Annotated in this window: 15 protein-coding genes; 8 read left to right on the forward strand and 7 right to left on the reverse strand. The window is 62.4% G+C overall.

Annotation, left to right across the window (positions count from 1 at the left end; translation table 11 throughout):
* Window positions 1-37 precede the first annotated feature (37 nt).
* The 4 genes from NKJ93_RS25030 to NKJ93_RS25045 are packed head-to-tail and all read left to right on the forward strand — an operon-like array spanning window position 38 to window position 4,714.
* Window positions 38-580 (forward strand): hypothetical protein, encoded by a 543-nt coding sequence (locus NKJ93_RS25030; protein ID WP_031194085.1) that lies wholly within the window; start codon window positions 38-40, stop codon window positions 578-580.
* A 26-nt stretch (window positions 581-606) separates the two neighbouring features.
* Window positions 607-2,496, forward strand: coding sequence for an ABC transporter ATP-binding protein (locus NKJ93_RS25035; RefSeq protein ID WP_352482081.1), 1,890 nt, complete (start codon window positions 607-609; stop codon window positions 2,494-2,496).
* The gene (locus NKJ93_RS25040) at window positions 2,493-4,376 is read left to right on the forward strand and encodes an ABC transporter ATP-binding protein (RefSeq protein WP_352591738.1); all 1,884 of its coding nucleotides are present in this window, start codon (window positions 2,493-2,495) and stop codon (window positions 4,374-4,376) included. The genes NKJ93_RS25035 and NKJ93_RS25040 overlap by 4 nt, the downstream gene beginning before the upstream one ends.
* A gap of 23 nt (window positions 4,377-4,399) precedes the next feature.
* A complete protein-coding gene (locus NKJ93_RS25045; RefSeq protein WP_023719208.1) occupies window positions 4,400-4,714 on the forward strand; it encodes a DUF6665 family protein in 315 nt (104 codons plus the stop codon).
* A gap of 27 nt (window positions 4,715-4,741) precedes the next feature.
* Here the strand turns inward: NKJ93_RS25045 and NKJ93_RS25050 are convergent, their stop codons facing one another.
* Window positions 4,742-5,086 (reverse strand): cupin domain-containing protein, encoded by a 345-nt coding sequence (locus NKJ93_RS25050; RefSeq protein WP_023719207.1) that lies wholly within the window; start codon window positions 5,084-5,086, stop codon window positions 4,742-4,744.
* Window positions 5,087-5,366: 280 nt separating this feature from the next.
* On the opposite strand from NKJ93_RS25050, the gene petA reads away from it, so the two are divergent.
* From petA to NKJ93_RS25070, 4 genes are all read left to right on the forward strand, one after another.
* Window positions 5,367-5,927 (forward strand): ubiquinol-cytochrome c reductase iron-sulfur subunit, encoded by a 561-nt coding sequence (petA, locus tag NKJ93_RS25055; RefSeq protein WP_023719206.1) that lies wholly within the window; start codon window positions 5,367-5,369, stop codon window positions 5,925-5,927.
* Between the two features lie 16 nt (window positions 5,928-5,943).
* Window positions 5,944-7,245, forward strand: a complete 1,302-nt coding sequence (locus NKJ93_RS25060; protein WP_352591741.1) for a cytochrome b — start codon at window positions 5,944-5,946, stop codon at window positions 7,243-7,245.
* A gap of 89 nt (window positions 7,246-7,334) precedes the next feature.
* The gene (locus NKJ93_RS25065; RefSeq protein ID WP_023719204.1) at window positions 7,335-8,207 is read left to right on the forward strand and encodes a cytochrome c1; all 873 of its coding nucleotides are present in this window, start codon (window positions 7,335-7,337) and stop codon (window positions 8,205-8,207) included.
* Between the two features lie 214 nt (window positions 8,208-8,421).
* Window positions 8,422-8,967, forward strand: a complete 546-nt coding sequence (locus NKJ93_RS25070; protein ID WP_023719203.1) for an adenine phosphoribosyltransferase — start codon at window positions 8,422-8,424, stop codon at window positions 8,965-8,967.
* A gap of 43 nt (window positions 8,968-9,010) precedes the next feature.
* Here NKJ93_RS25070 and NKJ93_RS25075 read toward each other — a convergent pair whose 3' ends face one another.
* The 6 genes from NKJ93_RS25075 to pth form a co-directional block, all read right to left on the reverse strand.
* Complete coding sequence (locus tag NKJ93_RS25075; RefSeq protein ID WP_023719202.1) at window positions 9,011-9,481, reverse strand: MaoC family dehydratase; 471 nt, start codon at window positions 9,479-9,481, stop codon at window positions 9,011-9,013.
* A complete protein-coding gene (locus NKJ93_RS25080; RefSeq protein ID WP_023719201.1) occupies window positions 9,478-9,939 on the reverse strand; it encodes a MaoC family dehydratase in 462 nt (153 codons plus the stop codon). Before NKJ93_RS25080 ends, NKJ93_RS25075 begins: the two co-directional genes overlap by 4 nt.
* 135 nt (window positions 9,940-10,074) lie before the next feature.
* A complete protein-coding gene (corA, locus tag NKJ93_RS25085; protein WP_023719200.1) occupies window positions 10,075-11,049 on the reverse strand; it encodes a magnesium/cobalt transporter CorA in 975 nt (324 codons plus the stop codon).
* Window positions 11,050-11,263: 214 nt separating this feature from the next.
* Window positions 11,264-12,367: a redox-regulated ATPase YchF gene (ychF, locus tag NKJ93_RS25090; RefSeq protein ID WP_023719199.1), complete on the reverse strand. Its 1,104-nt coding sequence runs from the start codon at window positions 12,365-12,367 to the stop codon at window positions 11,264-11,266.
* A gap of 77 nt (window positions 12,368-12,444) precedes the next feature.
* Window positions 12,445-13,008, reverse strand: a complete 564-nt coding sequence (locus tag NKJ93_RS25095; protein ID WP_352482088.1) for a hypothetical protein — start codon at window positions 13,006-13,008, stop codon at window positions 12,445-12,447.
* A gap of 3 nt (window positions 13,009-13,011) precedes the next feature.
* Complete coding sequence (pth, locus tag NKJ93_RS25100; protein ID WP_352496088.1) at window positions 13,012-13,737, reverse strand: aminoacyl-tRNA hydrolase; 726 nt, start codon at window positions 13,735-13,737, stop codon at window positions 13,012-13,014.
* Window positions 13,738-13,749: the final 12 nt, after the last annotated feature.

Raw genomic sequence — 13,749 nt, forward strand, 5'->3', positions numbered from 1 at the left:
CGCCGAAACCTTTTTCGGCCTTCGAAGGAATCCGGCGATGTTTTTCAAGCTGTCGAAGGGGCTGAACGCCCCACCTGAACGTGCTTCGACCGATATCACCCTTGCCGCGCGGCGCGTGCCCACGGTCCGGGTTGGTTCACCCTTCTATCTGCATCTTCAACTGGAGGACGGACCGATGTTCGATCCCTGTAGAATACCCGGCTCAAGAAGCCTGCACGACCGCAAAACCGCGACTTGGGCGCTTTTAATCGGCGAGACCTACTCGTCGGCGGTTCACGCCGAGACCCGCCAGCGTCCGCATCGCGGCATGCTGCCGGACGTCGATTTCTCGCATGCCGTTCCGGACTATAGCCGGCCGTCGCTGGTGCGCCGGATCATCAGGCTCATCCGGCCTGGTGCAAAAACCGGCGCGAAAATCCGGATCGTCAAAACGTCGTCAGCATCGTCAAACGAAACTGTCGGCGAAAGGCCCGCGACAACCTATATAGCGCGAAGCAGGACCGGCGAGGCGGACGATTCCGTATCGCCGGTCCTTGACGCCATGCGGTCTGGGCACGTCGTCCGTTCCCGTGCCGCGTGAGCGGAAACAATATTGTGAGCATCACTATGTTTAGCTGGTTTGAAAAAAGGCTCGATCCGTTTCCGGCTGCGGAACCGGTCGAGCCGCCGAGGACGCTGATCGCCTTCTGCGTGCATTATACGCGCGGCGCGTGGCCCTACATCGCTCTCGATGCGGTGCTGGTGACGGCCATCGCGCTGGCTGAGGTGTGGATGTTCGGCTTCATGGGCCGGATCGTCGACTGGCTGTCGGCGCAGAATCGCGAGACGTTCCTGCAGACCGAAGGCTTGAAGCTGGCCGGCATGGCCTTCATCGTGGTTTTCGCGCTGCCGGCGACGGTCTGGTTCCATTCGCTCCTCAACCAGCAGACGCTGATGGGCAACTATCCGATGCGTATCCGCTGGCAGGTGCATCGCTATCTGCTCAAGCAGTCGATGAGCTTCTATCAGGACGAGTTCGCCGGACGCATCGCGACCAAGCTGATGCAGACTGCGCTCGCGGTGCGCGAATGCGTCATCAAGCTCATCGACGTGCTCAATTATATCGTCGTCTATTTTCTCGGCATGCTGTTCATCGTCGGCTCGGCAGACTGGCGGCTGGCGGCGCCGCTTGCCGTCTGGCTTGCCGGCTATGTCCTGCTCTTGCGCTATTTTATCCCGCGGCTGGGCAAGGTCGGTGAGGAGCAGGCCAATGCGCGCTCGACCATGACCGGCCGTGTCGTCGACAGCTACTCCAACATCCAGACGGTCAAGCTGTTCTCGCATGCGCGGCGCGAAGCGTCCTTCGCCCGGGAAGGCATGGCCGGCTTTCTCGATACCGTCTATCGGTCGATGCGGCTGGTGACGCAGCTCTACGGCCTGCTCTACATCCTGAATTCGCTGCTGTTGTTTTCGGTCACGGCGATCTCGCTGTGGCTGTGGCTCGGCCAGGCCGTGACGATCGGCGCCGTCGCCCTAGTCATCGGCCTCGTGCTTCGGCTGTGGGGCATGTCGCAATGGATCATGTGGGAGATGTCCACGCTGTTCGAGAATATCGGCACGGTGCAAGACGGCATCAGCTCGATCTCGCTGCCCCGCCTCGTCGAAGACAGGCCTGGGGCCAAGGATATTGCCGTGACCAAGGGCGAGATCCGTTTTGAGGACATCCGCTTCCACTACGGCAAGCAGAAGGGCGTGATCGAAAGCCTGTCGCTGACGGTGAAGCCGGGCGAGAAGGTCGGCATCGTCGGCCGTTCGGGTGCCGGCAAGTCGACGCTGGTCAATCTTCTGTTGCGCTTCTACGACCTTGAAAGCGGCAAGATCCTGATCGACGGCCAGGACATCGCGGCGGTGACGCAGGACTCGCTGCGCGCCCAGATCGGCATGGTCACGCAGGACACCTCGCTGCTGCATCGTTCGGTGCGCGAGAACATCCTCTATGGCCGGCCGGACGCCAGTGACGAGATGCTGGTCGAGGCGGCACGCCGCGCCGAAGCGCTTGATTTCATATCAGGGCTTTCGGACGCCGGTGGCCGCAAGAATTTCGACGCGCATGTCGGCGATCGCGGCGTCAAATTGTCCGGCGGCCAGCGGCAACGCATTGCCATTGCCCGCGTTATGCTGAAGGACGCGCCGATCCTCATTCTCGACGAGGCGACGTCCGCGCTCGATTCCGAGGCCGAGGCGGCCATCCAGGAGAACCTCTACAAACTGATGCAAGGCAAGACCGTCATCGCCATCGCGCACCGGCTGTCGACGATCGCCGCCATGGACCGGCTCGTCGTCATGGACAAGGGCCGCGTCATCGAAGAAGGTTCGCATGAGGAACTCGTTGCCAGCGGCGGGCTCTACGCCCAGCTCTGGCAGCGCCAGTCGGGCGGCTTCCTGCTCGACGACGGCCCCTCTGCCAACGATGCAGCCGCCAACGATGCACTCGCCAAGGGTGAAGCCGCCGAATGATGACTGCCATCTACCGCTGGTTCGAGAACTGGGTCTATCCGTTCCGGGAGCCCGCGGACCTTCGGCCACCTGCCGGCGTCAGGGGTTTCCTCTGGCACTATGTCGGGCAGGCGAAGATCGCTTTCTTCGCCATGCTGGTGATCGGCGGCATCGCGCCGTTGGTCGAGGCCGGACTGTTCTACTTCGTCGGGCGGCTGGTCGACATCCTCGACCAGCTTCCTGGCGAACGTAGCTGGCATGCCTTGTGGACTGCCGCCGGCCCCGAACTTGTCTTCATGATCGCCGTGGTGCTGGTCATCCGCACCATCGTCGTCGGCCTGTCGGCGCTGGTCGACGAGCAGACGATCACGCCGGGTTTCTATAATCTGGTGCGCTGGCAGGCGCATCGCCATGTGTCGCGCCAGTCCTACGCCTTCTTCCAGAACGATTTTGCCGGACGTATCGCGACCAAGGTCTGGCAGGCGGGGCAGGCGACCGGCGATCTGATGGAAAGCTTCATCGAGGTCGTCTGGTTCATGGTCGTCTATACGGTGACGACGCTGGCGCTGGTCGCCGGGCTCGATCTCAGGCTGGCGGTGCTGGTGGTGATCTGGATCTCAGCCTTCGGCCTGCTGGCCAGACGCTATTTGCCGGCGATCCGCAAGCATGCCGAGGCCACCGCCGAAGCCGGCTCGATGATCACCGGCCGCATCGTCGATTCCTATTCGAACGTGCAGACGCTGAAGCTGTTCTCGCCCGATGGCGACGACCGCTATATCAGGAACGGCTTCGACATCTATCTCGACGCGCTGCGCCCGTTCACCCGCCGGCTGACCGGCGTGCGCATGGCGCTGACCATGCTGTCGGGGATCATGATCACGGCGATCGCCTGCTTTGCCGTCTATCTCTGGGTCGAAGGCTCGATCACCGTCGGCGCCGTCGCCTTCACGCTGTCCTTGGTGCTGCGGCTGAACATGCTGCTCGGCCGGCTGATGATGCAGCTCAACAGTATTTTGCGGAACCTCGGCGTGCTGGAAAACTCGAAGGCGCTGATCTCGAAGCCGCTCGGCCTGACCGATGCGCCCGACGCGAAAGAGCTTCTCGTTGGCGGTGGGCGCATCGACGTCAGAAACGTCGAGTTCCATTACGGCAAGGGGTCCGGCGTGCTCAACGGCATCGACCTCGTGGTGCGGCCGGGTGAAAAGGTCGGACTGGTCGGGCCGTCCGGCGCAGGCAAGACGACGCTGGTCAACCTGATCCTGCGCCTCTACGACCTCGAGAGCGGCAAGATCACCATTGACGGGCAGGACGTCTCCAGGGTCACGCAGAATTCGCTGCGCGCTAATATCGGCGTCGTCAGCCAGGATACGGCACTTTTCCACCGTTCCTTGCGCGACAACATCAAGCTCGGCATGTCGGAAGCAACCGACGCCGAGGTGATCGCGGCAGCGGAGAAGGCCGAGGCGCAGGAGTTCATCCTCGGCCTGCGCGACAGTCGCGATCGTACTGGCTATGAAGCCTTTGTCGGCGAGCGCGGCGTCAAGCTCTCGGGCGGCCAGCGCCAGCGCGTGGCGATCGCCCGCGTCTTCCTCAAGGACGCACCGATCCTGGTGCTCGATGAGGCGACCTCGGCGCTCGATTCCGACATCGAGGCGGCAATCCAGGAGAATCTGGCAAGGCTGATGGAAGGCAAGACAGTCATCGCCATCGCGCACCGGCTGTCGACCATCGCGGCACTCGACCGGCTGGTGGTGCTCGACGAGGGCCGCATCGTCGAACAAGGCACGCATGACGAACTGGTTACGCTCGACGGGCTCTATGCACGGCTGTGGAAACGGCAGTCCGGCGGCTTCCTGTTCAACGAAGAGAGCGCGTTGGCCGAGACCCGGCCGGCGGAGTAGTTTTCCATAAACCGGAGTGAGCCATGGCGGTGAGAATGCCATCGAATTTCGGACGGTCCGGCGCGCAGGAGAGCGCGTTGGATCTGCTTGGCCACGAAATCCTCGGCGAAAAGGCGGCAGCGCTCGGCCGCGCCGGCCGGCGCGTCGAGGAAACACTGACGAGGCTGCGCGAGAATGGCGACAGCGACGATCGAGCCCAGCTGCTCAAGGACGCAGCCGAAGCGGTGCACGGCTATTTCATCCAGCGCGAACTCTGCGGCCTGCGCAAGCACGACGCGGTGATCCGGGAATACAATATTCCCAAGGCCGTGCTGGCCAGGCTCGGCGCCAGCGTATGATCCGAACCGGAATCGGTTTGGGAGGCGTTATTCCAGCCACTCGGTGATGAAGCTGCCGTTCTCGTGTATGTCGGTGGTTTCCAGCGGGCCTGGCCCGAGATTGGTGAATTTGTGTGGCGTGTCCGGCGGTACGATCAGGATCTGGCCGGATGTGGCCTCGATCTGCCGGTCGCCGACGGTGAACAGGCCGGTCCCGGTCCGGATGATAAAAATCTCGCAATAGGGATGGCTGTGCAGCCTGGGGCCGCCGCCGATCTCAGGCAGGTAGTTGAAGATCAGGCAGCTGTTGGAGCCGTAGGCGCCGCACTGCAACTCGCCCTGCCAGTGGTCGGGCGCTTCGGCCCATTTGTCGCGGTCTATAACATGCGCCATAGGGCGAGGATAAACCGCGCCAGCGCCCGCTGTCGAGGCGAACGCAGTCGTTTGGTTTTCCTGCGATTTTCCAATCATTCCATCGGGCAAATTACGTCCCCGCGACAATCTGCCCTTGTGCCTTCACCCGTCTGGACAAAAACAGGCTTCACGCATAAACCCAAGTCCCAAATGCCGGAGGAATTCGCTAGCCTGTTCGCCATGCGCTGTCGGGCCGGCGCGATTGAGCGGGAACAAGGCTCGGCCGCCGGCATGGAAGAGGCGAAAGGATCAGGCACCCGTGAGCGCAACCGACACCCAGGATCCCAACCGTCGTGATTTTCTCTACGTCGCCACCGGCATGGCCGCGGTGGTCGGCGCGGGCGCCGTCGCTTGGCCGTTCATCGATCAGATGCGTCCGGATGCCTCGACGCTGGCCCTTGCCTCGGTTGAGGTCGACGTCTCTTCGCTGACGCCAGGAATGTCGCTCGTTGTGAAGTGGCGGGGCAAGCCGGTGGTCGTGCGCAACCGCACTGAGCAAGAGATGAAGGACGGCGAGGCGGTCAATCTCGCCGAGCTCAAGGATCCAATTGCCCGCAATGCCAATTTGCCGGCCGACGCGCCGGCGACCGACGCCAACCGCACCACGCCGGGCAAGGAAGCGTGGATGGTGATGGTCCAGGTCTGCACCCATCTCGGCTGCATCCCGCTCGGCCAGGAAGGCGATTTCGGCGGCTGGTTCTGCCCGTGCCACGGTTCCGTATACGACACCGCCGGCCGCATCCGGAAGGGGCCGGCACCCGAGAACATGGCGGTACCGGTGTTCCAGTTTATTTCCGACACCAAGATCCGTATCGGCTGAGGCAAGGGATATTTCGATGAGCGAGGGACACTCGACCTATACGCCCAAGACCGGCATCGGACGCTGGTTCGATTCGCGCATGCCCCTGCCGCGGCTGGTCTATGACAGCTTCATCGCCTATCCGGTGCCGCGCAATTTGAATTATGCCTGGACCTTCGGCGGCATCCTCGCGCTCATGCTGGCGGCGCAGATCCTGACGGGTATCGTGCTGGCCATGCACTACGCGGCCGACAGCACTCTCGCCTTCGATTCGGTCGAGAAGATCATGCGCGACGTGAATTCGGGCTGGCTGCTGCGCTACCTGCATTCGAACGGCGCGTCGTTCTTCTTCGTCGCCGTCTACATCCATATCTTCCGTGGCCTCTACTACGGCTCCTACAAGGCGCCGCGCGAGCTGCTGTGGATCTTCGGCTGCATCATCTACCTGCTGATGATGGCGACCGGGTTCATGGGCTATGTGCTGCCTTGGGGCCAGATGAGCTTCTGGGGCGCCACCGTCATCACCGGCTTCTTCACCGCCATACCGCTGGTTGGCGACTGGATCCAGCAGCTTCTCCTCGGCGGCTTCGCGGTCGACAATCCGACGTTGAACCGCTTCTTTGCGCTGCATTACCTGCTGCCGTTCATGATCGCCGGCGTCGTCGTGCTGCACATCTGGGCGCTTCACGTCGTCGGCCAGAACAATCCGACCGGCATCGAAGTCAAATCGAAGACCGACACGCTCGCCTTCACGCCTTACGCGACCATCAAGGACGGGTTCGGCATGATCGTGTTCCTGTTCGTCTTCGCCTATTTCGTGTTCTACCTGCCGAACTATCTCGGCCATCCGGACAATTACACCGTGGCCAACCCGCTGAAGACGCCGGCCCACATCGTGCCGGAATGGTACTTCCTGCCGTTCTACGCGATCCTGCGCGCCATCACCTTCAATATCGGGCCCATCAACTCCAAACTCGGCGGCGTGCTCTGCATGTTCGGCGCGATTGTAATGCTGTTCCTGGTGCCGTGGCTCGACACCTCGAAGGTGCGCTCGGCTGTCTACCGGCCCTGGTACAAGCTGTTCTTCTGGCTGTTCATGGCCGACGCCATCCTGCTCGGCTGGCTTGGCTCGCAGCCGGCCGAGGGCAGCTATGTGTTCATGGCGCAGATGGCGACGCTGTTCTACTTCGCCTTCTTCCTGGTAGCGCTGCCGGTGCTTGGGCTGATCGAGACGCCGCGGCGGCTGCCGAATTCGATCACCGAGGCGGTGCTCGAGAAGAACAAGGGTGGCGGTGGACATCCTGCCGGCGCCACGGCCGCGCCGGAAACCAAAGGCTGAGCATGATCCCGAAAAGTGGAAACCGGTTTTCGGACAAGATCATGCTCGGGACGATGACCGCGCGTCAGAGAATCTCAAGGGGATATGGCATGAAGAAGATTCTCGCCTCGTTGGCGCTGCTTGGCCTGGTGGCCGCGGGCATTGGGGCCACAGGCACTGGAGCGAGCGCCCAGGAAGAGGCGCACAATGAGGCGGCGCCGACGCATTTCCCGATTGACGAACCGAAGGAAATGGACTGGAGCTTCGCCGGGCCATTCGGCACCTACGACAAGGCCCAGCTGCAGCGCGGGCTCAAGGTCTACAAGGAAGTCTGCTCGGCCTGCCATTCGATGAATTTGGTGGCGTTCCGTACGCTGGAAGGCCTTGGCTATTCGGATGCGCAGATCAAGACGCTGGCGGCCGAATATACGATCCATGACGGCCCGAACGATGCCGGCGACATGTTCGATCGTCCCGGCAAGCCGTCCGACCATTTTCCGCCGCCGTTCCCCAACGAGGAAGCGGCGGCGGCGGCCAATGGCGGTGCAGCACCGCCCGACATGTCGCTGCTGGCCAAGGCGCGCGGCGTCGAGCGCGGCTTCCCGCGCTTCGTGTTCGACATCTTTACGCAATATGCCCAGGGCGGCCCCGACTACATCCACTCGCTGCTGACCGGCTACGACCAACAGCCGCCGGCGGGCATGGTCATACCAGAAGGCACGCACTACAATCCGTACTTCCTGTCCGGCGTGTCGCTGAAGATGCCGAAGCCGCTCTCCGACGGCCAGGTTACCTATGATGACGGGGCGCCGCAGACGGTCGACCAGTATTCTCGCGACGTGTCGGCCTTCCTGATGTGGGCGGCAGAACCGCACCTCGAGGACCGCAAGAAGACCGGCTTTCGCGTACTGGTCTTCCTGCTGCTGTTCGGCGCACTGGTCTACCTGACCAAGCGCAAGGTGTGGGCCGGCGTGGCGCACTGAGCCCTGCGATATAAGAGAATGCGAGGGCGTCGAAAGGCGCCCTTTTCATTGCAGGCATGTCGATTCATCGCAGCCGGCGCTGAACAAGGCCCTTTGCCGGACAATTTTCCGTCAGGCGTCACATGGCGGTAGCCGGACTTGGCTGCACCGGGTTACGATTGGCCAATTCCTTTCACGTCTTTAGCCGAATCTGAATGGCCCGGAGAGCCGCTTGATGAAGTCCTCGCTCGAAGAGACGCTGCTTGCCGCGATCCGCACCATTCCGGATTATCCCAAGCCGGGCATCCTGTTTCGCGACATCACCACGCTGCTCGGCAATGCGCGGGCCTTCCGCCGCGCGATCGACGAACTGGTGCATCCCTATGCCGGCCTGAAGATCGACAAGATCGCCGGCATCGAGGCGCGCGGCTTCATCCTCGGCGGCGCCATCGCCCACCAGCTCTCAGCCGGCTTCGTGCCGATCCGCAAGAAGGGCAAGTTGCCTTACGAGACGGTGCGCGTCGCCTACAGCCTGGAATACGGGCTGGACGAGATGGAGATGCACAAGGACGGTGTTTCTCCGGGCGAGAAGGTAATCCTCGTCGACGATTTGATCGCCACCGGCGGCACGGCGGAGGCGGCCGTCAAGCTATTGCGGCAGATCGGCGCCGACATTCTCGCCGCCTGCTTCGTCATCGACCTGCCGGACCTTGGCGGCCGCGAGAGGTTAGAGGGGCTCGGCGTGCCGGTGAGGACGCTGATCGGGTTTGAGGGGCATTGAGCGTTTCTTCCTTCTCCCCCGTGGCAGAAGGGAAGAATTCCGCTCACCCCACCTTCACCAGCACGGCACTTTCGAATTCGATCACCTTGTCGCCCGTCGAATCGAAGGCCTCTGAGCGGAGCGTCAGCAGCCGCCAGCCCGGTCGCGAGGCAATGGGGCGGTGGGCCAGCGCCGTGCGGGTGAAAGTCACGGTTTCCCCGGCATAGACAGGTTTGGGCCATTTGAGGTTCTTGAAGCCGGGCGAGGGGCCGAATTCCGGCACCGGCCCGGGGCCGGGCCAGCGGGCGACCTCTGCCTCTATGCCAGCCTGGAGGTTCAATTTCATCCAGGTGGCGGCGGTGTGCCAGCCCGAGGCGCAGAGCCCGCCGAATATGCTGTTCCTCGCCGCCTCTTCATCGATGTGGAAAACTTGCGGATCGTATTTGCGGGCGAACGCCTTGATCGCCTCCGGTTCGAATCGATGCGAACCGAGCGTGACGGTGATACCGATGCAGAAGAATTCGTCGAGGCTCACGCACTGCCCTCGCGGGTGAGGAACATGACGGCGTTTTCGAGCTCGAAAACACCTTCGCCGCGCTGGTTGAATAACTCGCTGCGCATGGTCACCAGGCCAAGCCGGGGCTTCGATCTAGACAGGCGCTTGGCAAGGACGGTGGTGCTGCCGCTCAACAGGTCGCCGGCCAGGACCGGCCGTTTCCATTTGACCTGGTCGACGCCTGGCGCGCCCTGGGAGGTCGAGTCGAGCAGGAAGGCATCGCACAGCATGCGCATGAACATGGCGCAGGTGTGCCAACCCGAAGCCGCCAGCCCGCCGAGGATGCTGGCCTTACCCGCAGCCTCGTCGAGATGCATCGCCTGGGCATCGAACTCGCCGGCGAATTCTATGATTTCGGCGGCGCTTACCAGCTTGGTGCCGAGGTCGAGCGAAGCGCCCTCGACAAAATCCTCATAAGCCCAGGTCTTTGCGGTCATGGTCTGGAAATCCTGTTCAGGATTGTACGATCGCTGCGGGTCGGGGTCCCGGATGCAGGCAGCGCGGCATTTGGTCAAGCAATTTCTAGTGCGCCAGCCTGCGGCGCCCAAGCCGCAGCGGAGGTATTGATGACCCTACAGCCAGCCGCGGCGGCGGAAATACCAGAAGGGCAGGATTGCCGAAAGCACCATCATGCCGATGGCGAAGGGATAACCAAAGTGCCATTTGAGCTCGGGGATGATGTCGAAATTCATGCCGTAGATTGAAGCGACAAGCGTCGGCGGCAGGAAGATGACAGCGGCGACGGAGAAGATCTTGATGATGGCGTTCTGCTCGATCGAGATCATGCCGAGCGTCGCGTCGAGCAGGAAGCTGATCTTCTGCGACAGGAACGTGGCGTGGTCGGCGAGCGACAGCACATCGCGCGACAAGGTCTTGATGCGGGCGCGGGTATCCTTGCTCATCCTGGTCTGCGTGGAGGCATGGGCGAGGAAGCCGGCAAGGCGCTGCAGCGAGATCAGGCTGTCGCGGACCGAGGAGGCGAGATCCTCCTTGCGGCCAATGCCTTTCAACAGCTCCTGGAAGTCGCGGTTGCGCTTGGAAACCTTGGTCGAGCGTGCCTCGAAGATGTCGCGCGAGATCGCCTCGACGTCGCGGCCGGCGCGCTCCAGAATGTCGGCGAGGCGGTCGACGATCGCCTCCAGTAGTCCGATCAGGATGGTGTCGCCGCTGGTGCAACCGGTCGCCACCTTCTCGGCGCGCTGCGGAAAGGTCTTAAACGCCTTCGGTTCGTGGTACCGCACGGTGATCAGCCTGCTGCCGGCGAGCACGAAGGTAACCGGCGACATCAACGGATCGTCCACCTCGGTCTGCGCAGGCAGAATGGCGGTCATGAAGTAGGCGCCGTCCTCGACGTAGAGACGGCTCGAGATCTCGATCTCTTCCATCTCTTCGCGGGTCGGAACGGCGATGCCGAGCCAGGTCTCAATTGTCGTCTCTTCTTCCTTTGTCGGGTTGAAGAGGTCGACCCAGACCACAGTGTCGCTGTTCTGCAGGAGATCGTCGACCAGGCGCAGGCGATCATTGTCGACGACGAAGGCCTTGATCATCGCCGGGTCTCCCTTGCTGTTGCCAAAGAGCGTTCGTTGGAGGGGCGCGTCAGTCAGATCGCACGGACACGGGCAGGTGAGGCGCGAGGCCGGTGCAAAGGCCCCTTAGACCCCGCACGACGGCCCGTCAAGCAGCGCAAGAGGCACCGCGACCCCTGCTTTGAAGTTTGGCATCGAGCGGCGGCAATGGTGGCCGCTGGGCTCCCTCGCCTGGTCAGGTGTTGAACTTGAACAGCATGATGTCGCCGTCCTGGACGACATACTCCTTGCCTTCGTCGCGCGCCTTGCCGGCCTCCTTAGCCGCCACTTCGCCGCCCAGCCTGACGAAGTCGTCATAGGCGATGGTCTGGGCGCGGATGAAGCCGCGCTCGAAATCGGTGTGGATAACGCCTGCCGCCTGCGGCGCCCTGGCGCCCTTGTTCACGGTCCAGGCGCGTGTCTCCTTCGGCCCGACGGTAAAGTAGGTGATGAGCTGCAGCAGCTCGTAGCCGGCGCGGATGACCTTGTTCAAGCCGGGTTCGTCCAGGCCGAGCGTTGCCAGGAATTCCATTTCCTCTTCGTCCGAGAGCTGGGCGACCTCGGCCTCGATCGCCGCCGAAATCACAACGGTGCGGGCACCTTGCGCGGCCGCCATCTGCTCGACCGCCCTGGTATGGGCGTTGCCGATGGCGGCATCGGCTTCGGCGACGTTGCACACGTAAAGCACCGGGTGCGACGTCAAAAGGTTCAGTCCCTGCAGGATGCGCAGATCCTCAGCCGAGATGCCGTTGAGCAGGATGCGGGCGGGCTTGCCGGCCTGCAGTAGTTCAAGCGCCGCTTCCATCATGGGAAGTACGGTCGCTGCCTCCTTGTCCTTGCCGGCGGCACGCTTGCGGATCTGCACGATGCGGCGCTCGAGGCTGTCGAGGTCGGCAAGCATCAATTCGGTTTCGACGGTCTCGGCATCGGCGACAGGATCGATGCGGCCCTCGACATGGGTGATGTCGTCATCCTCGAAACAGCGCAGCACATGGACGATGGCGTCGACCTCGCGGATGTTGGCGAGGAACTGGTTGCCCAGCCCTTCACCCTTCGAGGCGCCGCGCACCAGGCCGGCAATGTCGACGAACGAGATGCGCGTCGGGATGATCTCCTTCGACTTGCCGATCGCGGCGATCTTCTGCAGGCGCGGGTCGGGCACCGCCACCTCGCCGGTGTTCGGCTCGATGGTGCAGAACGGATAATTGGCGGCCTGTGCCGCCGCCGTCCTGGTCAACGCATTGAAGAGCGTCGACTTGCCGACATTGGGCAAGCCAACGATGCCGCATTTGAAACCCATTTTTGTCTGGTCCTATCGGGAAATCGAAATTTGATCAGGGCTATGGGCGAAAGCGCCGACGATCGTCAAGGCGCAATTCAATTCAGACGCTGCGCGATGTCATCGGTGCCTATCGCCAACGCGTGAACGCCGGACCTGCTCAGTATTTGCAGAAGATGCCAGAACGCGTCGACATCCGCGGTTCCGAAATCGATCGTCAGTTGCCCCTCGAGCAATTGCGCACTGTGAATGATGCTTCCTACGGTCTCCGATGTTTCACGCTCGCCATCGATATCGAACCAGCCGCGAAACCATTCGTCGAAGAGATCGCCGTCAAGCTCATTTACGGGGAATTTGAAATGAACCTCGTCCCACTTGAACGGTGAGATGAGGACATCCATTCCACCGATCCCGGCGTGAATATCCGGAGAGAATTTCACATAGGTATCGCTATTGATGAACTGCGGATTTGGCTGTCCGTCATTGCCGACGAAATCAACCGCGATGAGATTTCGATAGAAGGAATCGACGTTCGAAAACTTGACCTCGGTCGCATGCGATCCTTGGCCGTTGCGAGCAAGTTCGCCGGCAGCGGCGACGAAATAATCAACATACTTCTGCCTTACGCGGCGAACCAATTGCTGGACGTCATCCATATTCATGGCTCAGTCCTTGCCGCCAAAAAGCTTCTTCAGCATCGCCGCCATCGGGCCGGTTTCGGGCAGCTTGGCCGCTGGCTGCTGCGGCCGCGCCTGGCGGACATGGCTTTGCACCTTTGGCGCCTTGGGTGGCGGGCGGTCGTCGTCGCCCGTCGGCGTGAGCTTCTCGCGCAGCGCCAGCGTCACGCGATTCATGAACGAATTGTCGTCGCCCTTGGCAAGCAATCCGGCACCATCGGCGATTGCGTCGAGCAGCACGTCCAGCCATTCGCGGTCGCCCTTGGCGAAATCGCCGAGCACATGGCCGTGCACCATTTCCTTGACGCCGGGGTGGCCGACGCCGATGCGCACACGGCGAAAATCCTTGCCGACGTGCTGGTCGAGCGAGCGGATACCGTTGTGGCCGCCGGAACCGCCACCGACCTTGACCCGAACCTTGCCGGCGGCAAGGTCGATCTCGTCATAAAAGACAGTCAGCGCCGAAGGGCCGAGCTTATAGAAGCGCAAGGCTTCGCCGACCGATTGGCCGGACAGGTTCATGAAGGTCTGCGGCTTGATCAGGATCACCTTGTCGCCGGCAAGCGTGCCTTCGGCGATCAGCCCCTGGAATTTCTTCGACCAGGGCGAAAAGGAATGGCGGCGGGCGATCGCGTCCGCCGCCATGAAGCCGACATTGTGCCGGTTGTTGGCGTATTTCGCGCCCGGATTGCCGAGGCCTGCAAAGACAAGCATCGTCGCCTCCGG

The sequence above is a fragment of the Mesorhizobium sp. M0028 genome (assembly GCF_040323855.1).
GTDB lineage: Bacteria > Pseudomonadota > Alphaproteobacteria > Rhizobiales > Rhizobiaceae > Mesorhizobium.

Bases quoted from the DNA above. Each gene is read 5' to 3' on its own strand.
- NKJ93_RS25030 (WP_031194085.1), top strand. From the start codon at position 38: ATGTTTTTCAAGCTGTCGAAGGGGCTGAACGCCCCACCTGAACGTGCT.
- NKJ93_RS25035 (WP_352482081.1), top strand. From the start codon at position 607: ATGTTTAGCTGGTTTGAAAAAAGGCTCGATCCGTTTCCGGCTGCGGAA.
- NKJ93_RS25040 (WP_352591738.1), top strand. From the start codon at position 2,493: ATGATGACTGCCATCTACCGCTGGTTCGAGAACTGGGTCTATCCGTTC.
- NKJ93_RS25045 (WP_023719208.1), top strand. From the start codon at position 4,400: ATGGCGGTGAGAATGCCATCGAATTTCGGACGGTCCGGCGCGCAGGAG.
- NKJ93_RS25050 (WP_023719207.1), bottom strand. From the start codon at position 5,086: ATGGCGCATGTTATAGACCGCGACAAATGGGCCGAAGCGCCCGACCAC.
- NKJ93_RS25060 (WP_352591741.1), top strand. From the start codon at position 5,944: ATGAGCGAGGGACACTCGACCTATACGCCCAAGACCGGCATCGGACGC.
- NKJ93_RS25065 (WP_023719204.1), top strand. From the start codon at position 7,335: ATGAAGAAGATTCTCGCCTCGTTGGCGCTGCTTGGCCTGGTGGCCGCG.
- NKJ93_RS25070 (WP_023719203.1), top strand. From the start codon at position 8,422: ATGAAGTCCTCGCTCGAAGAGACGCTGCTTGCCGCGATCCGCACCATT.
- NKJ93_RS25080 (WP_023719201.1), bottom strand. From the start codon at position 9,939: ATGACCGCAAAGACCTGGGCTTATGAGGATTTTGTCGAGGGCGCTTCG.
- corA (WP_023719200.1), bottom strand. From the start codon at position 11,049: ATGATCAAGGCCTTCGTCGTCGACAATGATCGCCTGCGCCTGGTCGAC.
- ychF (WP_023719199.1), bottom strand. From the start codon at position 12,367: ATGGGTTTCAAATGCGGCATCGTTGGCTTGCCCAATGTCGGCAAGTCG.
- NKJ93_RS25095 (WP_352482088.1), bottom strand. From the start codon at position 13,008: ATGAATATGGATGACGTCCAGCAATTGGTTCGCCGCGTAAGGCAGAAG.
- pth (WP_352496088.1), bottom strand. From the start codon at position 13,737: ATGCTTGTCTTTGCAGGCCTCGGCAATCCGGGCGCGAAATACGCCAAC.